At 35.2% G+C, this 21513-nt stretch carries 19 protein-coding genes and 13 tRNA genes; 26 read left to right on the top strand and 6 right to left on the bottom strand.

The window, feature by feature from the left end:
- The first annotated feature begins 513 nt into the window (after positions 1–513).
- Positions 514–834: a hypothetical protein gene (locus tag AC2A07_RS07255; protein WP_484049860.1), complete on the top strand. Its 321-nt coding sequence runs from the start codon at positions 514–516 to the stop codon at positions 832–834.
- A gap of 130 nt (positions 835–964) precedes the next feature.
- Here AC2A07_RS07255 and deoD read toward each other — a convergent pair whose 3' ends face one another.
- The gene (gene deoD, locus AC2A07_RS07250; RefSeq protein WP_484049859.1) at positions 965–1675 is read right to left on the bottom strand and encodes a purine-nucleoside phosphorylase; all 711 of its coding nucleotides are present in this window, start codon (positions 1673–1675) and stop codon (positions 965–967) included.
- A gap of 270 nt (positions 1676–1945) precedes the next feature.
- Here deoD and AC2A07_RS07245 point away from each other — a divergent pair, with 270 nt between their 5' ends.
- The 8 genes from AC2A07_RS07245 to AC2A07_RS07210 all read left to right on the top strand — a co-directional run bounded on the left by AC2A07_RS07245 (position 1946) and on the right by AC2A07_RS07210 (position 11736).
- Positions 1946–2590 carry a hypothetical protein gene (locus tag AC2A07_RS07245; RefSeq protein WP_484049858.1) on the top strand — a complete coding sequence of 215 codons (645 nt, stop codon included), beginning with the start codon at positions 1946–1948 and terminating at the stop codon, positions 2588–2590.
- A gap of 224 nt (positions 2591–2814) precedes the next feature.
- A complete protein-coding gene (locus AC2A07_RS07240) occupies positions 2815–3948 on the top strand; it encodes an AAA family ATPase (protein WP_484049857.1) in 1134 nt (377 codons plus the stop codon).
- On the top strand, positions 3921–4664 hold the full coding sequence (locus tag AC2A07_RS07235; protein ID WP_484049856.1) for a hypothetical protein: 744 nt from the start codon (positions 3921–3923) through the stop codon (positions 4662–4664). The genes AC2A07_RS07240 and AC2A07_RS07235 overlap by 28 nt, the downstream gene beginning before the upstream one ends.
- On the top strand, positions 4655–7054 hold the full coding sequence (locus AC2A07_RS07230) for a hypothetical protein (RefSeq protein ID WP_484049855.1): 2400 nt from the start codon (positions 4655–4657) through the stop codon (positions 7052–7054). The genes AC2A07_RS07235 and AC2A07_RS07230 overlap by 10 nt, the downstream gene beginning before the upstream one ends.
- Positions 7038–8744, top strand: coding sequence for an APC family permease (locus tag AC2A07_RS07225; protein ID WP_484049854.1), 1707 nt, complete (start codon positions 7038–7040; stop codon positions 8742–8744). The genes AC2A07_RS07230 and AC2A07_RS07225 overlap by 17 nt, the downstream gene beginning before the upstream one ends.
- A complete protein-coding gene (locus tag AC2A07_RS07220; protein ID WP_484049853.1) occupies positions 8737–9753 on the top strand; it encodes a tetratricopeptide repeat protein in 1017 nt (338 codons plus the stop codon). The genes AC2A07_RS07225 and AC2A07_RS07220 overlap by 8 nt, the downstream gene beginning before the upstream one ends.
- Before the next feature lie 832 nt (positions 9754–10585).
- Entirely contained in the window at positions 10586–11146 is a 561-nt protein-coding gene (locus AC2A07_RS07215) for a 2Fe-2S iron-sulfur cluster-binding protein (RefSeq protein ID WP_484049852.1), read from the top strand.
- Positions 11143–11736, top strand: coding sequence for a hypothetical protein (locus AC2A07_RS07210; RefSeq protein WP_484049851.1), 594 nt, complete (start codon positions 11143–11145; stop codon positions 11734–11736). The genes AC2A07_RS07215 and AC2A07_RS07210 overlap by 4 nt, the downstream gene beginning before the upstream one ends.
- 195 nt (positions 11737–11931) lie before the next feature.
- Here the strand turns inward: AC2A07_RS07210 and AC2A07_RS07205 are convergent, their stop codons facing one another.
- The 5 genes from AC2A07_RS07205 to AC2A07_RS07185 all read right to left on the bottom strand — a co-directional run bounded on the left by AC2A07_RS07205 (position 11932) and on the right by AC2A07_RS07185 (position 16603).
- Entirely contained in the window at positions 11932–13293 is a 1362-nt protein-coding gene (locus AC2A07_RS07205; protein WP_484049850.1) for a DUF3526 domain-containing protein, read from the bottom strand.
- A gap of 1 nt (position 13294) precedes the next feature.
- Positions 13295–14740 (bottom strand): ABC transporter permease, encoded by a 1446-nt coding sequence (locus AC2A07_RS07200; RefSeq protein ID WP_484049849.1) that lies wholly within the window; start codon positions 14738–14740, stop codon positions 13295–13297.
- A 33-nt stretch (positions 14741–14773) separates the two neighbouring features.
- A complete protein-coding gene (locus AC2A07_RS07195; RefSeq protein ID WP_484049848.1) occupies positions 14774–15469 on the bottom strand; it encodes an ABC transporter ATP-binding protein in 696 nt (231 codons plus the stop codon).
- 78 nt (positions 15470–15547) lie between these two features.
- Positions 15548–15916 (bottom strand): hypothetical protein, encoded by a 369-nt coding sequence (locus AC2A07_RS07190; protein ID WP_484049847.1) that lies wholly within the window; start codon positions 15914–15916, stop codon positions 15548–15550.
- Positions 15917–16039: 123 nt separating this feature from the next.
- Positions 16040–16603 (bottom strand): 2'-5' RNA ligase family protein, encoded by a 564-nt coding sequence (locus AC2A07_RS07185; protein ID WP_314494415.1) that lies wholly within the window; start codon positions 16601–16603, stop codon positions 16040–16042.
- Between the two features lie 167 nt (positions 16604–16770).
- Here AC2A07_RS07185 and AC2A07_RS07180 point away from each other — a divergent pair, with 167 nt between their 5' ends.
- The 17 genes from AC2A07_RS07180 to AC2A07_RS07100 all read left to right on the top strand — a co-directional run bounded on the left by AC2A07_RS07180 (position 16771) and on the right by AC2A07_RS07100 (position 21490).
- Complete coding sequence (locus AC2A07_RS07180) at positions 16771–16899, top strand: penicillin-binding protein (protein WP_314494413.1); 129 nt, start codon at positions 16771–16773, stop codon at positions 16897–16899.
- A gap of 571 nt (positions 16900–17470) precedes the next feature.
- Positions 17471–17538: transfer RNA gene (locus AC2A07_RS07175), tRNA-His, on the top strand.
- Between the two features lie 7 nt (positions 17539–17545).
- Positions 17546–17619: transfer RNA gene (locus AC2A07_RS07170), tRNA-Ile, on the top strand.
- Positions 17620–17627: 8 nt separating this feature from the next.
- Positions 17628–17701: transfer RNA gene (locus tag AC2A07_RS07165), tRNA-Arg, on the top strand.
- 7 nt (positions 17702–17708) lie between these two features.
- Positions 17709–17782, top strand: a tRNA-Lys gene (locus tag AC2A07_RS07160).
- 4 nt (positions 17783–17786) lie between these two features.
- A tRNA-Arg gene (locus tag AC2A07_RS07155) sits at positions 17787–17910 on the top strand.
- 7 nt (positions 17911–17917) lie between these two features.
- A tRNA-Asp gene (locus tag AC2A07_RS07150) sits at positions 17918–17989 on the top strand.
- A 198-nt stretch (positions 17990–18187) separates the two neighbouring features.
- Positions 18188–18260: transfer RNA gene (locus tag AC2A07_RS07145), tRNA-Glu, on the top strand.
- A gap of 5 nt (positions 18261–18265) precedes the next feature.
- A tRNA-Met gene (locus AC2A07_RS07140) sits at positions 18266–18338 on the top strand.
- A gap of 6 nt (positions 18339–18344) precedes the next feature.
- Positions 18345–18416: transfer RNA gene (locus AC2A07_RS07135), tRNA-Asn, on the top strand.
- A gap of 314 nt (positions 18417–18730) precedes the next feature.
- A tRNA-Cys gene (locus AC2A07_RS07130) sits at positions 18731–18812 on the top strand.
- 171 nt (positions 18813–18983) lie between these two features.
- Positions 18984–19065: transfer RNA gene (locus tag AC2A07_RS07125), tRNA-Cys, on the top strand.
- A gap of 188 nt (positions 19066–19253) precedes the next feature.
- Positions 19254–19326, top strand: a tRNA-Gln gene (locus AC2A07_RS07120).
- Between the two features lie 53 nt (positions 19327–19379).
- Positions 19380–19453: transfer RNA gene (locus tag AC2A07_RS07115), tRNA-Leu, on the top strand.
- 69 nt (positions 19454–19522) lie between these two features.
- Positions 19523–20008: a ribonuclease H-like YkuK family protein gene (locus AC2A07_RS07110; protein ID WP_314494411.1), complete on the top strand. Its 486-nt coding sequence runs from the start codon at positions 19523–19525 to the stop codon at positions 20006–20008.
- Positions 20009–20093: 85 nt separating this feature from the next.
- A complete protein-coding gene (locus AC2A07_RS07105) occupies positions 20094–20465 on the top strand; it encodes a cyclic-phosphate processing receiver domain-containing protein (RefSeq protein WP_484049846.1) in 372 nt (123 codons plus the stop codon).
- Between the two features lie 11 nt (positions 20466–20476).
- Positions 20477–21490: an RNA ligase, Rnl2 family gene (locus AC2A07_RS07100; RefSeq protein WP_484049845.1), complete on the top strand. Its 1014-nt coding sequence runs from the start codon at positions 20477–20479 to the stop codon at positions 21488–21490.
- The last annotated feature ends 23 nt before the right edge of the window (positions 21491–21513 follow it).

The raw sequence follows: 21513 nt of genomic DNA, 5'->3' as shown, positions 1-21513 counted from the left end.
AGCTCTATAATGGTTTGTAATTAAGCTTTTTGTATATGTTGACTTATCTTATTTTTTATGATAAGGTTGTTTGATTTGGTCCGTTTTTACGATGACACTTACTCCTGAAAAGATAACGTAAATATCAATTTCGGTAAATCGATTACGTAAAAGTTAATTTTCAAATGTTTAAAATTCATTATCAGAAATAGTATATTTTTGAATATAAATACAAAAAACTGTGTGAAAAATACTGGAGATGGTACTTATACTGTAAAGAAATTATCTAAATTCAGATCTGCTGTTCATAATGTGAACTATCTTTTGGATTGGATTAGAATTTAATACGAATATTTTTAGTCGAAAATGCTGAAAATTGCAGTTTCTGCTCAGAAAATGAAATTGCTTCGTGAATTTTAATCGTATGTTGTTAATGAAGGAGAATTAAAATATAAATTTTTTAATTATATAGTATCTGAGAATGCGTATGAACAATGCATAAAAAGCACTAATTAATCAGAAAAAATTAACAGGATGAAAAATATTTATAATAAGGGAACTTTCAGAAACTTCGAACGGGGAAAAATCGGATCCTATTTAAAAAAGCATGGAAATAAAAAATGGAGAAGAACAGAAAAATCACAGATCGAAGATCATCTCAGTGAAACCATTAAATTCTTTAAGCAAAGAAGAAAAAGACGGAAATTAATCTGGGTAAAGATCACCAGAGAAATGTATGGTTGGACCTCTTCTGATTACAGAAGCTTTTATTCAGAAAAATCTTTTAACGATTCAATAAAAAGAGCATATGTAACGAGATATTTTTTAATCAGGGACAAGACAAACAAAAAATGATCAACTGCATCGATATTCGAATCCATTGCGCTCATAAATTTATTTTCAATAACCACCCGGAATTTTTCAGGATATAAAAAGAGCTCTACAGATTTGTAAAGCTCTTTTTAATTATATAAATTAATTTTTATTAAATCACCTTCAAAGCTGCTTCCAAAGCCAATTCAATCATGGGTTTTAAAGCTTTTTCTCTTTCGTCTGCCGAAATAAATTCTTTGGTCGGAATGATATCCGAAACGGTAAGAATAGTCGCTGCATTTTTACCTAAATGCTTAGCATTGGCAAACAGACCGAAAGCTTCCATTTCCACTGCCGGACAATTGTATTTCGTTGCGATTGCCGGAGTTTCGGGATCTTTTCTGTAAAAAATATCGCTGCTGTGGATGTTGGTCGCTTTAGCTTTTAGAGATAATTCTTCAGCCGTTTCATTGATGAAGTCAAAAATATTTCCCTGATGAGAAAAAACTTCTTCTTCGAATCCCCATGCATATTTTGCATAAGTACTTTCACTGGCCGCGTTTTCTACATTAAGAATATCGAATAATTTCACATTATCCGAATATCCGCCGCAAGTTCCGATTCTTATAATAGTGTCAACTTCATATTCTGTGTACAGTTCAAAAGAGTAAATTCCGATGCTTGGGAAACCCATTCCACTTGCTCCTACAGTGATTTCTTTACCTTTATAAATTCCTGTATAATAAAAAATACCTCTGGTCTGGCTTACCAGTTTTGCATTTTCAAGAAAATTTTCAGCGATATATTTTGCACGAAGCGGATCGCCCGGTTGTAATACGACTTTCGCTATTTCTCCTTTTTTCGCACTGATGTGTACACTCATAATATTATTTTGAATGGTGCAAAGATAATAAATATGTGAAAAGTGAAAGGTCAATTAACCACGTTCGTATTTTTTTGGAGCAATTTCCTGCTTTCCGTTTCAATCTTTTTTGAAAAAAAGGATTTTCACTGCAATCGGGGCTAAGATGGAGGGATTCCATTAGGAGTGAAGTAACTTTAGGATACCTGTATGTTTTCGTCTATTTTAATTAACCATTAACTTGCATCGTAAAATTGATATTTCACAAATAATATTTTCTATTTTTGTTAGATGATGAAAACCGGATTCCCATTTTTAGACACTTTGTTTCTTCTTAGAAAAGAAGGAACACTAACCATTTTTTCGGAAATTAAATGGATATCTCCAAAAGAAGAACAGGATACTGCAGATTATCTTGAATCCGAATTCGAAAAAGAGCGATTGGAATTCTTCTCCGATAAAATAAGCTGCGATCGGAATACCGCGGTTTGGGCGGCAAAAGTTTTATATCACAGTGCACAACTGCATTTGATAAGAGAGAATACGGCAAAAGATGTAAACCAATTGATTCCATTATATAAAAATATACGAGATATTTCTTCAATTTTGTCGGCGGATTTATCATTAAGGTTTTTACCACAAATTATTTATGCTTTAAACGACGCAGATACTGAAGACCCGGTAATCAAAATACTGAAAAGTATTTTACAGCAATTTCATTATTCGGGAATTGGATATGACTTGGATTTGGCAAATATCAATTGGGAAGAAGAATTAAAAGACAAGACTTACCAAAAATTATATCTCGAAAGAATTGTAGATAAGAAAGCATACAGTCTCGCAGAAGTTCCCTACATCCATCAATTGCTCACTGCAGAATTTGGAATGTATAAAGATGTTTTCTGGAAGGAACTAAAAACAATAGGCAGTTCATAATGAAAGCCAGGGAGTTGAGATAGCGAAAGCATAAAATAAGCTCTGTCATATTCAGTGTGGATAAGGCAAAATCCCTAAAGGGCGTCATCAAGCTTATCTTTTTGTATTTTGTAGCTGAGTAAAATCACAGATTCGACAAAGTCAGAAGCGGTTTTGGACGAAAAATAGGCAGAACAATATTAAAAATCTTTGCGCTCTTTGCGTTTAAAAATTAATTAAAATCAATGATTCAAAATATAGAAAAATTAAACATGGTACTTACCTATGTCAAAGACACTTTTGTCGGTAAAAATGATGTTGTCGATTTACTCGGAATATGTCTGCTGGCAAGAGAAAATGCGTTTCTGTACGGTCCTCCCGGGACTGCTAAATCTGCGATCATCAGGACTCTGGCCAAAACAGTAAAAGACGGAAAGAACTTTGAATATCTGTTAACACGTTTCACTGAACCCAATGAGATTTTCGGGCCTTTCGATATACGGAAACTGAAAGAAGGGGAGCTTTTAACCAATACAGAAGGAATGATGCCTGAGGCATCAATGGTTTTTCTGGATGAAATTTTCAATGCCAACTCTGCGATTCTCAATTCACTGCTGACCGCTTTGAACGAAAAGATTTTTAAAAGAGGAAAAGAAACAAAGCATCTCCCTGCCTTAATGTTTGTTGGAGCAAGTAATGTTCTTCCCGAGGATGAAGCACTGAATGCACTATTTGATCGTTTTCTCATCAGAATCAATGTAGACAATGTCAATCCCGATCTTCTTCAGCAGGTACTTTTGGCAGGAAGAAAACTCGAAAATAATGAGGAAACAGACTCGCCTGAAGTTCTTTCCCATGAAATTAAAGAACTTCAGCAGCTTTGCAGAACCGTAGATTTAAAACCAATCTATGAAGTCTATTTAAATACGGTTATTAACCTGAGAAACACGGGAATTGCAATTTCAGACCGTAGAGCCGTTAAATTGCAGAATCTTATCGCCGCAAGTGCCCTGATCTGCGGAAGAAATGAAGCTGTTCTTTCGGATCTGTGGGTTTTAAAGCATATCTGGGATACCGAAGAACAGATCGAAATTCTAGAAGGAATTATCAACCGAACGATTGAAAAAGATGACCATCCGAAATCTCATCCGCAGGCATTGCAGAATAAAGCTCCGAATCCTGAAGAATTAATGAAAGACGTGAAAATTCTGATCGGTCAGTGGGAAAGCGGCAGCCCGGGTTTTGAAGAACAAAATGTGATCAAAGATAAATTAAGATACCTTCAGACCCGCTGCGACTGGGTGGGCAACCCTGAGCAAAAAAAATACATCCAACAGGAAATAGAAAGTTTATGGAAGAAGATTCTTCATACCACATAAAAGAATTTTGGGCAGAACTTCCCCGTACGGATGAAGATTTTTTAGGTTCAGTCCGGGATTGGAAAAATGTTCATATCGCAATGGAAGATGAAGTCATCTGGTTAAAAGGTTTTACCGAAGAACAGGCTCTGTCGCCGAAAATCAAAGTCCTGCCAAATTTCGTTTTATATGAATTGAGAAATGGGCTTTTGTTTAAAATAGCAGCGTTGGTTCCTTCTAAAAAGGTAAGGACGGCATTGCTCTGGATAACCATTGATAAAGCACTGAAACTGACTTTTCCTATTTCTAATAATAATTTTTTCGGAATTGATGAAAAAGTTGAAGTTAAATTAAAAATGAGCGAAGAGGAGAAGACTGCAACTGCTTTGTTATGTTCCATTGCTGACATTAAAGAACAAATTGCTGCCCTGCCGAAATTCAAACTGGAAAGGCTGGATTGGGTTGTAATAAATGACAAAGCATTAATCATGGGTACGCCTTTACTGAGTTTTCCCGGAAAAACATATTGGAGCAAAGACGGGCATCTTTTGCCGGCGGGTTTTGATTTTGAGTACAAAAATATGAGCTCTCTGCTTCAGAGAAAATATAATGCAACCCGTGAAAAATGGCTTTTATGGAATGAAGACGGAAGTGTTTTGCATCTTCATAAAGAGGATTTCAAAACATTGTCCTTAAGCTCATTTCGCCTGACTGAAAAATCAAAAGAATGGATTTAAAAGATTATTTTCAATCTTACAGGGATTACTTCTGGGAATGGAGTACTGACCATGATGTGTCAGACAGTTCAGCGTATTCCATAAATAATGTAATATATTTTCCAAAAGTAGGCTCTACCGTTGTTTACAGAGTGTATCTCATCGAAATTCTGAAAGAGCTGCAGCTTCAGGGTTGGCCTCCGCTTGGTGCATTACTATTGGTTCTTTATGCAACGCAGGACGGATATACACAAATGCAAAAATTACTGGATGAGCTTAAAATCTATGTGGTTCGCGAACAGACAGAACAGTTGTTTTCTGATGCAGTTTCTTTTCTGACAAAGCTTGAGAACTTAGGCAAAAGTTATAAAACAGGACAAAGCAGGCTGGCGTTGATCCAAACTGTTTTTACAGATAACAGCGTTTCATTATCTGTTCAGAATTCCGAAATATTATACAGAAGGTATCGTAGAATTCCGCATCTTTTAGCAGAAAGTGCTGATAAGAAAGACTTTAATAATGAGATTTTTAGTAAAGATATAAAAGCTTTAGCGTATGCTGACAGAAAATTTCCAACGACAGAATCAATCATTGAAGCAATGCAGGGTTTCACTGATACTCCTGACCTGGAGGATGACGCTGTTGAAGAAGAAACCACCCTTGAAGCTCACAGAGATTTCATTCAGGAGTTGGTAGAAGAGCCGAAAACGTTTCAGGTAGGAAGCCTGATCAAAAGAATCTGGAGCGGGCTGAAAATCCCGATGCGGCATTTGTCTCCCGGTGAACAGCCTGTTGGGGGTATTTCGGATATGACCAATAAAGGCGATTTCAGCAGAATGCTTTTGTCTGAATTTGCCAATGAAGAGGAGGTTTTCATGAACCGGGTGGCAAATAATGAAGCTCTGTATATTCAGCGGGAAATTCCGCCCGAAGAAAATGTTTTCGAAAGGGTTATTCTGATTGATACTTCCCTGAAAAACTGGGGAACGCCAAAACTTCTGGCATTTGCATCAGCAGTTGCAGTCATTAAACATCCAAAGGCTCATTCTGAATGCAAAGTTTTTGCATTGGGACAGACTGCCATTCCCATTAATCTGGATAAAGTTGAGGACGTGATTGAAAACCTTAATCAGGTAAGTCCGGTTCTGGAAGTTTCTCATGCTCTTGAAAATTTTTTTAATGATGAGCATACCCAAAAGGACCTGGAAGTATTTTTCATTACCCATCAGGAAAATTTAAACAGTCAGAATCTTCAGAAAGTCATTCATGAAAACAGAGACCGGTTGAAATTTTTGGTTGCGACTTCTTCTGAGGGCGAGCTGAATTTTTACAAGCATCATAAAGGAACAAGAAAACACATTAAGAAAATTCAGCTTCCATTAAAAGAATTATGGGCAAATCCGCCAAAGAATAAACAGAAACAGAATCAAACGTCAGATTCTTCAGGAAGCAAAACAGAGGTTCCGCTAAATTATCCTCTGTTATTTCCAATGCCGGCGAATAAGATTGAGAGTTTTCTGCTGGAAGGGGAATTTCTTATTCTGAGTTCCAAAAAACAGCTTTTGAAAACCTATCTTTCCGACAATTATTACAATAAAAATTATTACGATCAGTACAGGACACACCGTGGCTGCGAAGTTCTTTTTGAAAATATTTCAGTAAAACCTACAGGACAGTTCGAATTGGCGAAAAACCGCCAACTGCATTATATTTTGTGTCAGTATCAGCCCGATAAGCGGCTGATTTCAAAATTAAATTTAAACACCGGAGAATATTCTGAAACGAAGGTAAGCACAGTTGTATCTTCATCCGATTTAAGATTAACTTACTTTAATCAAAAATTTTATCTGTGGAGTGAAAATGCAGAAAGGATCGAAGAGATCAATATTGATGGTGTTATTTCGTGCGAAAGTGTATTGAACAACAGAGATATTAAAAAAAATCATTACAAAGTAGCCATTGAATTAAAAAGGTTATTTACTTACAATGATGATAAGATTTTGCGTAATTATCATCAAATGGGAATTAACAGGTCTTTTAGTGTAGTAATTTCTAAGTTTGAATTGCAAAAGACGGATGAAAGCTCGCTTAGGCTCTACAGAAATAAAGATGAAATGTTAGCTTACAGTAAAAAAATAAAAAATAAATTTATTTTTTCTGAAGGAAGTGAAATTATTGCTGATTCTCGGGGGATATTAACTTTTAAAAGTGCTAATGCTTTTGTTCCTGTTTTTTATATTTCCACTACAACTGACGGTTTCTTAGCGATCGCAAGTGATACGGAATTTGGCGGTTCAGAATATTACTTACCCGAGACCACGCTTTTAAAGATCAAGACCGTAAATCAGATGGAATCTGCCTATCTCGAACCATTTATTCATCAAATTGTAGAATATGGAACTGAGGATTAAACCTTTTCCGAAAAACAGTTATCCTAAAAAAGGACTTTTAATTAAAGGTTCTTCACCCGTCTTATGGCTTTATGAAATGGAAATTTTAGGCATAGATGTCGGTGAAATTCATTCTTTTGCTATTCCATCACAAGAACCGAATGGGTTGTATGGATGTTTTTTGATTTTTAAATCCACTGCACCTTCGGAAATTGGCAGAAATATATACTTCCAAATTGTTGAAGACAAAATAGGTATCCCTGAGAATACCATTTTATATCCTAAGATAAATCCTGAAGATCTGCAAAGCATTAGCTCTGAATTCATTGTGATGCATCCCGATTTTGGTTTGGTAAGACTGACGGAAGAAATAGACTGGATCTCATTGATTCAAAACTCGGTACAAAGTCCGGATCAGGTAAGAACACCCTCAAATGGAGTGAAAATTCCTCAGGATATTCAAAGCTTTACCGTTGAAATCAGCGAAGAGAAAATTCTCGAATCTCTGCAAAAGCCTGAAACGGAAGAAGAATGGATGAAAAACCTTCCTTTCGACCTGAAAAAAGTAATGGCAGGAAATAAAAAAGAGTTTGAAAAATATTTAAAATATATCGATAAATATCCTGAAAGAGCTTTGCAGCTTGGGGTTCCTCTGGATATTATGGGAACTTCAAGAGGTGACGGTTTTGGAAAATTTCAATTCGGTCATAATTGGTGGAATAACATTTTTAGTGGAATGGGAATCGGCCCATCTGATGGAAGCGGAAGTTCCGGTTCAAAGAATTACCGTTGGGTATTTTGGATCTTTGTACTTTTGATTGCCTTAGCCAGAATTGGATTTCAGTTCGCTAAAGACGAACCGAAATATAGAGAATCTCCTTCCGGAACAGTTTCTAATGATAAATCCAGGCTTCCAAAAACTTTATCTTTTGAATCAGGCATCACAGAAATTGATTTGAAAATCGATTCCATTTACCGAAAAGAAAGAAAAAAGGTTTCTGAAGATTATAAGAAGGCAGTAATTCCTTTTTCTTCTGAAAAATCACAGGAATACAAAGATTATCTTAAAAAAGGCGGAAGGCCGTTACCTGAAATTGCTGAAGAAATTGATTCTTTAAAAAATAATATTGCGACATCCAAAGACTCACTGAAAAGGGTTTATAACAAAAAAATTGTAAAAGTTATCAGTGAAAATTCTGAAAACCTCCGCCGGAAAATTTCAGATTCAATGAAGAAAAAAGGCAATGGAATCCCTGCAGAAAAAGGGGTTGTAGAAAGGGTGCTCAATAAGAAACAGATTCTGATGGCTGATTCCTTGGGAAAACGCTACGGAACCATTGAGCCGCCTGCAAAGCCTGATAACAATCCTGTCGTAATGATCGATGGAGATCAACAGAAAGCGGATAAGTCACAAAACATTTCTTTCTCAGAAATATTTTGGTTGGTTGTCCTGCTTATCGGCGCTGTAGGCTTGTTTTCAATGATATTTCAAAAGAAGAAAATGAATATCGGAGGAGAAAATCTTCCCGCAGGAATCAAAATTTTCCTGATGGCTGTGCTTTTTGGGATGATGGTGTACTTATTTTATCCGCTGATTGAAATGTTTGGATACAACTGGTTTGTCTGGATTTTAATTATAGTTGTGATTATACTGTTGAACAGGTTATTCAGAGAAGATAAAACCATTTTAAAATCTGAAGACGATGAATAAACAGAAATTTACCGATAAATTTTTGAGAGCTTTGTTTGTCCTGGCTTTTCTCAAAATCATTGCAGTTTTTGCTGAACTGTACGAAAAAACATTTTGGTCAGTGATGGGTAATCTCTTGATCTTTTTGGTTGCGATCATCATCGTTTTTCTGGTTGTCATTTTCATGAAAAACAAAGAGCAAAATCAGAATCAGGGACGAAGAAGAAAAGCTGACGGAAGCTTTTATTTAGAAAATTCACTCTTTGACAGGATCCGGAATAAATATGAAGATTTAGCCCAGAAATACATTGATGAAAAAGATTACCGTAAAGCTGCAAAAGTTTACATGAATCTGCTTCAGGACAACTATCGAGGTGCCAAAACACTTGAAGACGGAGGTCTTTATAATGAAGCCGCAGTAATTTATCTGAAAAAACTCAATAATAAGCCGGAAGCTGCCCAATGTTATGAAAAAGCAAAGCAGTACACAAAGGCAATTGACTTATACAGAGAGCTGCAGCAGAAAGAAAAAGTGGGTGATCTTTATAAAGAATTAAATGATAGTAAATCTGCTGATTCCTATTATCAGATGGTGGTTGATGATTATGTCAGCAACAGTCAGATGGTAAAGGCTTCCCTGATTTACCGCAAAAAGATGAATGTTCCCGGAGAAGCTCAGAAAATTTTACTGAAGGGCTGGGAAGAAAATAAAGATGCTTTCAACTGTCTGAATAATTATTTTGTAAATATCAGTAATGTAGACGTTTTGAAAGATAAAATTCAGACTCTATATCAGGACACTCCTTCAGAAAAGAAATTAATTTATCTGGAAGCAATCAAGCATGAATTTAAGAAAAATCCGGAACTGCGTGATACAACCAGAAATATTGCGTACGAAATCATTGCTGAAAATGCAGAAAAACACTCTTCCATCATCAACGAATTGAAACATTTTAATCCGGCGGATGAGGTTATTTTAAAAGATATTTCGCGATATAGAACGGGAAGAAACAGGATGTTTAGGAGTTAGTTCCAGATAGTTCTTATACAGAAAAAGGTTACTAATACTGAAATCATCTATTATAAATTGGTTATCAGTTTAATAAAATATTATTTCATTTTAAAGAATTGAAAAAACTGATTTATTTGAAAAATTTCAGGTCAGAACTATTACTCCAAATTGTCTGATTTAGAAATTATTGAAGTAGTGTCTTCGCAGAATATTGATCAGTAGATTCAAACATCAGTTATCGAATATGTGATAGTACAAGAACAACTACTCTAAAATATTTCTAAAAGACGAATTTATTACTTTCATCCGGAGAATATTTACGAAACTTACAACTTTATTAAATAACCTGAGTCCGGGATAAACAATTTTTTAAATAATTAATTTTCAAAATAATGTTATTTTATTGTAAAGAAAAACAAAGAAATACTACTTTTTTGAAACGCTTTCAGGTTAAACAATGCAACCTCGTTCATCAAAGCGATACAGGAGTTTGTATTACCTTGATGAGTTTTACGTCTTTGTGTATTCTAAATATCTGAAAATCATGTGATTAATATTTTTGTTTAGCTTTGCGTTTTATACAACCTTATCCCGAACTGAGGTTAAATAAGAAAACAATTATACAAATTTGATGGCTTCAATACTTTATATTTATTAATGTTTTTGTGGTAAAAAAAAGAATGACTGATATTAATATGTAGATATAATTTAATAATGCATTATGTGTTAATTTAATTTGTTTTAGGGATGAAATAAAGAAGAATTTCAAAAATTGAAGAGACTGGGAGAAAATAAATTAATATTATATTTGTGAAAATTAATCATAAAAAATAAAATTTATATTAATATTATGAACACAAAGACAAGTATTATAGCTCTTTTTTATCTTTTAATTTCGGCTCAGTCGTGTACAAATGATTTAGATAATTCTAAAAGTGTTTTAACATTTGATGATGTTGAAAAAGAATTTTCTTTTAAAACACCTTTAAGTGAAAAATCTAAAAACAGAATACTTCTATTAGATGGTTCTGTTGATTTATTTAGAACAAATTTAATTGACCGGAAGAAATTCTTAGAAATGAATAAGCCTAATGCATTAACAGGTAAAAGTGCTGCTGCAAAAAACTATCGTGTTCAGATATGGCATCCAACAAATGGTACACATACATACCATCAAAAAGAAAATATAACTCTTTTGGAAGGGGCAGAAGAACATGGTTATGATCTGCCATACTCTTGCAGAGCAGGTAAATGTTCGAGTTGTGCGGGTAAATTATTTTCAGGATTAGTTGATCAGTCACAACAGCAGTTTCTTAATCACGATCAAATTGACAGAGGGTTCATCCTTACTTGTGTTGCCTATCCTAAATCTGACGTAGATTATCAAACCAATATGGAAGTTTATTTATGATTAAACTAATTTTTTTTTCTTTTGCTTTGTTCCAGTTAAATTTTTGGAATGCTCAGATTCAAAATATTTCTAATAAAGAGTTTATTACAAGAAGATATAAAAATCTCGATGAGAACTTTAATATCAAAATGTCTTCTAAAAATTTCAATGAGACAATTAATCGTTATCGTTTTATAAGATCATCCATTCAAACTTATGAAGATTCACTGAATGTAGCTTTGATCAATGAATTTAATGATTGGACATTAACTCGTAAAGCATTTTCTAGAATAACTTTTTCATGGAAAAAAGTTGGATATGAATTATGGTTAGATGAAGATGAGGCCAGAAGTCTCGGAGCCAAATATAAATTTAAAAGGGCATATGAGTTAAAGCTCTATGTGGAAGAGGGAAAGACGCAAGATGCAGACTTACAAAAGCTTATAGATAATATCCGGAAAAAAGTTTACGAAAGCTCAATAGATGAAGCATCGTTAACTTGTTCTGTTCATAATTTATTAAATTATGCATATACAAATAATCCTCAAGTAATAAATGACAGAGCAAATTATCTGATAAATAGCAGAAAAAAACAAATAGAAAAATATTAGGAAGAAAAATTAATCTGCGGACTCTTATTAAAGGTAAATACAAATCCACCCTACTTATTATATACGGTGGATTTTTTCATTTATAAGATTTGATTAAAATGAGATAATCAAAAAATTAATAATGCATGATGGTTTTTAAATGCACTATATACTATGTAGGTGAAAAGTTATTTTCTTCCATAAAACTCTTAACTGTTACCGGATTGTTTTTCTGGAAATCAATATTCCTCCGATCATGAGGATCAGGCTGAGAAAGAATAGAGATAAAACTGATCCCATTTTTAAAAATGAAACCTGAGCACTGTAATGCTTTAATCCAAATTTTTCTACTTCATGTAAAGGAACTTTTTCATCTTTAAAGATATAGGGATAAAAATGAAGTCTCACTTTTTCATGATACTCTCTTACAAAATTCTGAAAATCCAGATGTGATTGCAGATCTGTTCCTGACAGAGCATCTACAGAAAGCTGTGCCTGCACAGTCGGAAAAAATAAAGCGGCAACAGATGCATACTTCTGACGGTCTTCAAGTTTCTGTTCCAGCGCTTTTCTGCTTTCAGAAGCCTGGTCATCTCCCATTTGCTGCATTCCGTAATACCAGAACCAGGAAAATGTCTTCTTTTCATCAAAGGCAAATTGTTTCAGTTGGGGATAATGCTTAAAAAACGGATCCATCGTTACATTCTTTGGAAGATCCCATTTTTCGTGGTAGCCCTGCCGCTGATCCATCACATGTTTTAAAGCTTCAGGAACAGGATATTTTGCAGACAGGTAAAGATTGAGCGAAGCAGGAACTACAATCGCAAGCATAACCCACAAACCAATAAGGGAGGAGGCATTGAAATTTGAGTTCTTTCCTAGTGAAATAATGAAAAATACAGCAGAAAACCAAAACGTGAGATACAGCAGAATTAAGCCGGAAACAGAAAAGAAAATTAAATCTAAATTCAGGTTCAGATAAAATAACGCCACGATCATCAGCAAAGCTGCCACCGTAAAAATTATCACAACTCTCACGAGCAGTTTTTTCAGGATCACCAGAAAAGGATTTGAGGTCTGAGACCTAAGTAAGATCCATATTCCGTTTTCCTGTTGCGACGAAAGAATATTATAGCAAAGTGCAATAATCACCAGAGGGAAAAGAAAAATAAAAACAAATCCCAGATCGATATTTCCCATCAGTAAGCTTGAAGGATTGGCAATGTCCGTATCATAGATCTGTCCTTCCAGTCCCAGCATGGTCACCGAAATCAGATAAGGATTAATATCTCTCTGTCCGTTTGAAAAAGCGGCCCATTTATTGGGAGTATGAGCTGACGAAAATTTATTATGATAAAAGAACAGGCCGGTATCATCACCAAAATGATCGTAATTTTTTTCCGTATTTTCTTTTTGAAGTGTTACTGCTTTCTGAATAACATCTTCCTGACGTTCTGTAAAATTCTTCCCGAAATATAAACCTGTACATCCTGCAACAAACAAAATGAGAATAGCGGTGATCGAAGAGGTATTGCGGAAAAATATTTTGAGTTCAAATAAAAAAAGGTTCTGTTTCATCTTAAATGGTCTTTATACGTTTTACAGAAATTTGAATACCGGAAATGCTTGCGATCAGCCAGAAAAACAGAGCTAAGAAGGCTGTCGGGTTTGTACAGACAGCTTCACTTATTTTAGTGAAATGATATTCAAAATCTTTCTGCGAAGCCCAGTTGCTTCGGCTGATTATGTGTGGTTTCTCATGTTCGCCGGGTTTTTCGTTGCTGATGTGTTCAATCTGCAGCTGGTTCATTTTTTGAGCCAGGCCATACCGGTATTGTTCTGCCTGATTCTGGAAATCAGTGTACGTACGGTAATCTGATGCGGTCAGAATCATAGACACTTCCTTTAAAGCAATATAAGGATTCATGAAAGCGGCTAACTCGGTGATGCTGTTTTGATTCTCAAAGGTCTGATTGAGATTTTTCTGATGTCTGCTGTAAATATGAGAGGTGATTTTTTCACCTTCCGCCATGATAAAGCCACCGTAGTTGAAAGGAAGTTTTTTCACGTCATCCACATGATATTTTTTCAGTAAAGAATCTTTAATTTTTGCATAATGAGGATCATCAGGATTATGGCTGTCCCCCTGTTTATTGACATCTTCAGCAATATCTGCCAAAAAAGAAATCTTCGAAGGCGAGGGATAAATTTGAGTTCCGACGGATTGTGTTACCCTCGGCATAATGACAATAAAAAAGATCCATGAAGCGAGTAAGCCTGTCAAAGAAGGTCTCGATCCTGATGACACAGCGGAGACTAAAGCAGTAACTGCAGAAATAACAAAAAAATAAATGATATAGCCCCCGGTCAGAAGGAAAAGTCTCATCACAGAATCTCCTGAAAGCTGCCAGCTGCTTAAAATTCCCCATAAAACAATCGTCAGGATCAGCAGAGGAATAAAAATAGAAAGGGAGAGAGAAAGAAGTCCTAAGGTTTTTCCCCAGAGAAGATCTTTCCATGTCGTATTCTGGCAAAGAAGAATTTTCAGGGTTCCTGATTCCCGTTCTGCCGAAATGCAGTTGTAACCCACAAAGATAATGAGCAGTGGAAAAAGGATCTGTAAAACCATAGCTACGCTCAGTTCACCAAAGCGGAGCATTCCGTTGGAAAAGCTTGCTTCACTGAAGTTGACACTGTTCTGTTTATGGGCTTCCAGAAATATTGAAACTCCTGCAAAACTTTCGATTCCGAAATCAAAAAAGCTGAGTTCGTGTTTTTCCCTGAAGGCAAGATAACCGTAATGTGCCATCCTGTGTGGGTGTTTGTCTGGATTTGCCAGCCATTGCTTTCTGACCTCCTTTTTATATTGAAGCCTGTGTTCGTTCTGAACTTTATAGTTTTTCCAGCCGATAAATGTTGCCAGAATCAGCGAAAAGCTGAGTAAAACAGCAAAAGCAGAAGTTGCCTTATTTGAATATGCCATCCTGAAAGTCTGTCTGGCTATAATTAATATGTTATTTGACATTTGATTATAATTAATTAAAAAATCCTAACTGATTCAGATGGTCTGCAGATACAGCTTCTGCAAATCTGCTGCACTGATTTCGTCAGCTTTTAATGTGTGGATCAGCTCGCCCCGCTTCATAATTCCGATGTGCGTGCCGACATTGACCGCATTGAAAATATCATGCGTTGCCATCAGAACAGATTTTCCTGAATCAGCCAGCTGTTTGACGAGAATGGTAAATTCTTCGGTGGCCTTAGGATCCAGTCCGCTGGTGGGTTCATCCATCAGAATTAACCGGGCGTCTTTTGCAATGGCTATTGCAATTCCTACTTTCTGGCGCATCCCTTTGCTGAAACCACTCAGTTTTTTATAGTGCGCATCAGTCTGTAAGCCACATTGATTTAAAAAATCTTCAAGCTGATCTTTGGTAAAATTGAATCCGGCCAGTTTTGAGAAATAGCTCAGGTTTTCGGCTGCTGTAAGATTTCCATACAACATGACCACTTCAGGAATATAGGCAATGTCTTTTCTCCGGTCGCCTTTTATGGTATTCAGATTTTTATGATTGAGTAAAATTTCTCCTGAACTTGGTTCCAGAAAACCTAAAATAAGATTGATCGTTGTGGTTTTCCCTGCACCGTTCTGACCGAGAAGACAGTATACTTCGCCCGGATTTACTTGTAAATTCAATTGATTAAGCGCCAGATGAGCACCGTAACTTTTGGTAAGTGAAACAGTTTGTAACATAGTTGGTATAAATGGATGAGGGCTCTATCCTGAAGAAAGAGCTGTAATTTAATTAATATAAAAACGTTTGATTGTTAATCAGATCGATAGAGAAGGTGGACCTTTATTGGTGCACGAAAGAAGATATGCACGGCTTTCACCAGTAATAAATAAGGATTTTGAAGCGTTTTTTTTCAGCTTAAGAATGCAGATTTCATGAATTTTTTCTGCCAGGAAATCGTGTGGCTGGTATTTGATAAAATTACAGAGGTCACATTTTTCAGCTAAAGGCTTTAACTGAAGATGACCTGAATCTTTGATAAAATCAACTTTTGATGTCGTTTCGTTTTCGGAATTGTGTTGATGAAAAACTTTAATAAGGTTGGCCTGCACAAAAACAAACAGCAGAAACACCGATATAAATCGGAGGAACGTCTTGCTTCTGTATGTAGGATTTTTTGATATCAACGCCCCAAATTTAGTGTTTAAAAACCTGAAGTCAAAATTTATAAGAGGGTTGCCTGAAATTACTGCAATGGTACGATACCGCCTGGATGATCAGGATGCCCCACAAGTTGTGATAAAGTGATGTCAAAAGTCGAAAGATAATTGCTGATATCTTTTTACAGGATGTTTACCTGACAGGGAAAGAACTTTTATTATTTCAAACTGTTTTATATTTTTATTGAATTTTCTTATCGCAATCGTGTCACAGTAAAAATCAAATTTCAAATCAGAAAAAAGTTTTCGTGATTTTTTCAATTGTTCGGCTTTTAGTTCTCTTCCGATACTCAGATGAGCATTTGATTTTTTACCGTTTCCTTTGATTTCCTTTCGAATTCTGCTGAATAAAGTTCTGAAATGTTCTTTTCCATTTTTATCCGGTAAGGCGAAGATACATTTGGATTGTTCAGAAGAGACGATTTTATTAAAAACGGTATCAAAACTGACCTCTCTCCTGGCAATTCTCGTTAATTTTTCTATTGTATATTTTAATTGCTCTTCATTTCCCTCAAATTCCAATATTGTTATATGTGCAGCTGAATGACAGCTTGCAAATGATCCGACTTTCTTTTTTAACTGATTCTTTAAAGATCTGAAAAGTTCAACGACTTGATCCTGAGGATGAATGACAATTGAATAATGCTCTATCATAGCAGATACGGTTATAATTTACAGGGAGTTTAAAGGTAATACATTTATCAGTTATATTGTGATTACTATTGAAAATTAAAATGTGAAAACAGGTGAATATAGGTTGCTGAAAATTGAAATACTTACAGGTAATTAAAAAAAACATTTATCTTTGCGACAGTAAAATTATGAAAATACAGAGAATACATATCAGCGTTAATCTATACGATATCCCATCAATAAAGGGATTATTCGGATGTGAAGATATGATGTGGAATGAGGCGAAATGTGCTTACTTTGAAAACTTTTTACTGTAAATCAAGAAAAATTTAATCAAAATACTGCAGAAACGCCCCGATGATCGAGGCGTTTTTTGTGTTTTTAGACCAAAATTATTTAGAATGAAAAAAAATAATCATAAAAGTGAAAATAATTTACTCAGCAATGAACAATTAATAAGAAAATAAAGAGTGATCAATAACCCGATGAGAGACAGTCATTTAGGTAATTTAGGTATCTGTAAAATATTACGGACAGAAATTCTCTATTCTAAAAATTAAATTTAATTGATTGGTTTTCAAATAGTTAATTGAAAAATAAATTTGTGAGTTAAAAAATTTCATACTTACTTTGCAACCGAAAATTAAAAGCAACACGTTTTTAATCTTTCAAAAAAACAATTTTAAACAACAAGAATATAATGAAACAATTACACAACATATCTAATCAGTATTCAAGACGACACGGACAGGAGCCGATGGGATTTGTGTGTATTCTTGATAGTGAATTTGTGGATAAAAGGTGCTTATATAAATGGGTCAGCTAATGTAGCGACACGTCAAAATATATAAAGCGCCTCCCGAAAAGAGGCGCTTTTTTTATGGTTTCTTTAGCTTATTTGGTAAAGCACCGGTTTGTGGAACCGGAGAACAGGGTTCGATTCCCGGAGATACCCAAAGTGAAAATCTCATAGCTCAATTGGTTGGAGCATCGGTCTGATACGCCGAAGGTTGAAGGTTCGAGCCCTTCTGGGATTACAAAATATAATCTTATAGCTCAATTGGATAGAGCGTTGGTTTACGACACCAAAGGTTGAAGGTTCGAGCCCTTATAAGATTACAAATAGAATCTCATAGCTCAAATGGTTAGAGCACTAGTCTTTTAAACTAGGGGTTGAAAGTTCAAATCTTTCTGGGATTACTAAGGTTCCGTAGCTTAACTGGATAGAGCATGGGTTTTCTAAACCCAGGGTTACAGGTTCGAAATAAGCATTATTCGTGAATACAATACATACAATATTAAATTCATGAACAATCCTGTCGGAATCACAAAAAAGGTCTATTGAGGTAATGGTTAACCTTCCTGACTGTCGCTCAGGCACTGCGAGTTCGATTCTCGCATAGACCGCAAAGATTCACGGAAAAATTTCCGATCCGACTGTCTCTCGGAAAAGAAATTTTGAAGTGAATCTGCAAACTGGAAAGATAACGGTGGTTGCTTACCCGTCCTGGACGCGGGAGGTCGCAAGTTCGAAATGCGAAGCATTCGTGAATTCCTTTAGAAAATAATAAAAAGGAAAGAACAATCTTGCTTTCCAGACAATTTGCTCCATTCGTCTAATGGTTTAGGACGGCTGCCTTTCGAGCAGTAAATAAGGTTTCGATTCCCTTATGGAGTATAAATGATTTCGTAGCTCAATGGGTTAGAGTATCGGTTTCATAAGCCGAAAGTTGAAGGTTCGAGTCTTCCGAAATTACTAAATGATTCTGTAGCTCAATGGTAGAGCGCTGGTCTGTTAAACCAGAAGTTGAAAGTTCGAGCCTTTCCTGAATCGCAAATAACTAAATGTTAATTGTTTCAAAAGAGAAGAGAAAAAGTTTGTCAAGCGCAGAAGATCTTTAAGCCAAAAACACAATATAGACAGGCTTTTTCTTAACTCAAAAAATTAAAAATTAATTGATGGAGAAGATGGGATTTTTAAATATAATATAAATTTTTTAGGTGAAAATAAAGTTTGTCAAAGCGCAGAAGTTCTTATATCAAACAAAAAAATAAGACAGGCTTTATTTTTTAATTAAAATTAAAATAAAAAAATAATCAATATGGTGAAAATTACTCATTACCCATTATTGATTACTCATAAAATCTGATGGTTCGCCGAAGTGGGAGAGTCGGGGCGGTCTGCAATACCGTTGTGAAAACTGAGTGGGTTCAAATCCCATAACCATCTCAAATAACTAAAATGAGATTAGTTACGAAGAAAAATAAAAGTTTGTCGAGCGCAGGAGTTCTTACATCAAACTAAAAAAATAATGACAAGCTTTGTCTCTCTTCAAAAAAGTAGAATTGTAAGTTAATTGGAAAAATTACCTATTACCCATTACTTATTACCAATAAAAACGATGGTTCGCCGAAGTGGGAGAGTCGGGGCGGTCTGCAACACCGTTGTGAAAACTGAGTGGGTTCAAATCCCATAACCATCTCAAATAACTAAAATGAGATTAGTTCCGAAGAAAAATAAAGTTTGTCGAGCGCAGGAGTTCTTATATCAAACTAAAAAAATAATGACAAGCTTTGTCTTTCTTCAAAAAAGTAGAATTGTAAGTTAATTGGAAAAATTACCTATTACTCATTACCCATTACTTATCATCTATCATTTTTCATTTATCATTGATTCATAATGTAATTGGTCAGCATACAAGATTTTGATTCTTGGAGTTCAGGTTCGAGTCCTGATGAATCAGCAAATTTTTAAATGGTCAAAGTAAATTGAAAAATTATTTATAGACCAAAACCTATGGAGATGGCGGAACTGGCAGACGCACTTGATTTAGGCTCAAGAAATTGAGGGTTCGACTCCCTCTCTCCGTACAATTTTGTGGAAACACATTACTTCAATTTTAATAATTAAACAAAACAAATTCAAAAAATGTAGAAAAAATGGAAACGCAACAACAAACATGGCAAAACATGACCGGAAAGATTTTCCGAAACACCATTACCCATTTGGTAGAAGAAGCCATCATCCGTGAACAGGCAAATGGACACCGACTGAAAGTTTGTGTAGGTTCAGATTCCCACGTTTATGGTAATGAGATCAGTTATGCAACCGCAGTTGTCTTTATCCGTGAGGGAAAAGGAGCGTTTACCTTTATCAGAAAAGAAAGAGAATTTCAAAAAATCAGTATCAAGGAAAGAATGCTTAATGAGGTTAACAAATCCGTAGAAATTGCTTATGCCATCTGCTCTATTTTGGAAACGTACGATGTAGAAATGGAAGTTCATGCGGACATCAACACCGATCCGGAATTCAAATCCAACGTGGCTCTTAAAGACGCCATGGGATATATTTTGGGAATGGGTTACACTTTTAAAGCAAAACCTTATGCATTTGCAAGTTCCAATTGTGCGGATATGATGGTGTAAGAGAGGAAGCAGGAACTGAAAGTTTTTGACGGTGCTATAAAAACATCAGGAATCATCTTCCGGCATCTAACAAAAGAATTAAATAATGGAAATAACAAAAAGATTACTGTTTCTGGATGATATAAGATATCCGATTGAGGTTTACCATTATACAAAACAGGATATTTTCCTCAGAAAAGATTGGAATATCATACGAAATTACGAGCAGTTTATCAACAGGATTTTGGAAGAAGGACTTCCGGAAATGATTTCTTTTGACCACGACCTCGCAGACGAACATTATTTGGAGCCTAATTCTCAGGAGTTTGTCGAAAAGACAGGCTACGATTGTGCGAAATGGCTGGTGGAATATTGTATGGATAATGATGTAGATCTGCCGGAATTCTATTGCCACTCAATGAATCCCGTTGGAAAGGAAAATATTGAAAGCCTTTTGACAAATTTCAAAAACTATTAAAACCTAAAAAAATGATTTTCAAAACATATAACTCTATAGAAAATGCTTACCAAACCCGTGTGATTGACCAAATCAAATTGCAGGGTTTTGGTGATGAGGTTTTCATTCTACAGGAAAAGGTTCATGGCGCTAATTTCTCTTTCTTTACCGAAGGAAAAGAAATTAAGATTGCCAAGAGAACCGATTTCATCGAAAAGGATGAGAAATTCTATAATGCACATAAAATTTTAGAACGTTACAGAAAAAACGTAATTGATGTCTTCGAAAAAGTGAAAGCAATTTACCCTGATTTAGAAACTGTGGTTATTTACGGTGAATTGTTCGGCGGTGGTTACAAACACAAAGAAGTTGAGCCAGTAAAAGATGCAATAAAAGTTCAAAAAGGTGTTGAATATGCGCCTTACAATGAATTTTATGCCTTTGATATTAAGTTGAATGGAACTACTTATTTAGATACGGATTTGGTCAATCAAATTTTCGATGAAACCGGATTTTTCTATGCAAAAATCTTGTTTCAGGGAACGTTGGAAGAAGCTTTGAAATTCCCGAACGATTTCGATTCTAAAATTCCGGTTTGGTTGGGATTGCCTGCAATCGAAAATAATAGGTGTGAAGGAACAATCGTCAAAACTTTGAAAACTAAATATTTTGGAAACGGTTCAAGGGTCATTTTGAAAAATAAAAACGAAAAATGGACCGAGAAATCTAAAATGGTTAGAAAAGACAGACCCGTTCAAAAAGAAGTTCGTTTCAGCGAAAATGTTCAGAATATCTGGGAAGAAATTCAAAAATATGCAACTGCAAACAGGTTAGCTAACGTGGTGAGCAAGATTGGAGAATTTGACCCGAAAATGATTGGAAAAATAATTGGTCTTTTTTCAAGAGATATTTTGGAAGATTTTGAGAATGATTTCCCGAACACTTTCACAACCGTAGAAAAAGAAGAGCAAAAAAGAATCAATAAAAAATTGAATTCCTTGGTCATCGATATTATAAAAGAAGAATTGATGACTGTTAAAGTGTAGTTTCGAAAGTATTTATCGGGACT

It is taken from the genome of Chryseobacterium sp. HNCC26DJ238, from assembly GCF_057180465.1.
This window is presented reverse-complemented; position numbering and strand designations above follow the sequence as displayed.

What these genes read in the sequence shown, in the direction of transcription:
- AC2A07_RS07255 (WP_484049860.1), top strand. Translation starts at nt 514, where the DNA reads ATGAAAAATATTTATAATAAGGGAACTTTCAGAAACTTCGAACGGGGA.
- deoD (WP_484049859.1), bottom strand. Translation starts at nt 1,675, where the DNA reads ATGAGTGTACACATCAGTGCGAAAAAAGGAGAAATAGCGAAAGTCGTA.
- AC2A07_RS07245 (WP_484049858.1), top strand. Translation starts at nt 1,946, where the DNA reads ATGATGAAAACCGGATTCCCATTTTTAGACACTTTGTTTCTTCTTAGA.
- AC2A07_RS07240 (WP_484049857.1), top strand. Translation starts at nt 2,815, where the DNA reads ATGATTCAAAATATAGAAAAATTAAACATGGTACTTACCTATGTCAAA.
- AC2A07_RS07235 (WP_484049856.1), top strand. Translation starts at nt 3,921, where the DNA reads ATGGAAGAAGATTCTTCATACCACATAAAAGAATTTTGGGCAGAACTT.
- AC2A07_RS07230 (WP_484049855.1), top strand. Translation starts at nt 4,655, where the DNA reads ATGGATTTAAAAGATTATTTTCAATCTTACAGGGATTACTTCTGGGAA.
- AC2A07_RS07225 (WP_484049854.1), top strand. Translation starts at nt 7,038, where the DNA reads ATGGAACTGAGGATTAAACCTTTTCCGAAAAACAGTTATCCTAAAAAA.
- AC2A07_RS07220 (WP_484049853.1), top strand. Translation starts at nt 8,737, where the DNA reads ATGAATAAACAGAAATTTACCGATAAATTTTTGAGAGCTTTGTTTGTC.
- AC2A07_RS07215 (WP_484049852.1), top strand. Translation starts at nt 10,586, where the DNA reads ATGAACACAAAGACAAGTATTATAGCTCTTTTTTATCTTTTAATTTCG.
- AC2A07_RS07210 (WP_484049851.1), top strand. Translation starts at nt 11,143, where the DNA reads ATGATTAAACTAATTTTTTTTTCTTTTGCTTTGTTCCAGTTAAATTTT.
- AC2A07_RS07205 (WP_484049850.1), bottom strand. Translation starts at nt 13,293, where the DNA reads ATGAAACAGAACCTTTTTTTATTTGAACTCAAAATATTTTTCCGCAAT.
- AC2A07_RS07200 (WP_484049849.1), bottom strand. Translation starts at nt 14,740, where the DNA reads ATGTCAAATAACATATTAATTATAGCCAGACAGACTTTCAGGATGGCA.
- AC2A07_RS07195 (WP_484049848.1), bottom strand. Translation starts at nt 15,469, where the DNA reads ATGTTACAAACTGTTTCACTTACCAAAAGTTACGGTGCTCATCTGGCG.
- AC2A07_RS07185 (WP_314494415.1), bottom strand. Translation starts at nt 16,603, where the DNA reads ATGATAGAGCATTATTCAATTGTCATTCATCCTCAGGATCAAGTCGTT.
- AC2A07_RS07180 (WP_314494413.1), top strand. Translation starts at nt 16,771, where the DNA reads ATGAAAATACAGAGAATACATATCAGCGTTAATCTATACGATATCCCA.
- AC2A07_RS07110 (WP_314494411.1), top strand. Translation starts at nt 19,523, where the DNA reads ATGGAAACGCAACAACAAACATGGCAAAACATGACCGGAAAGATTTTC.
- AC2A07_RS07105 (WP_484049846.1), top strand. Translation starts at nt 20,094, where the DNA reads ATGGAAATAACAAAAAGATTACTGTTTCTGGATGATATAAGATATCCG.
- AC2A07_RS07100 (WP_484049845.1), top strand. Translation starts at nt 20,477, where the DNA reads ATGATTTTCAAAACATATAACTCTATAGAAAATGCTTACCAAACCCGT.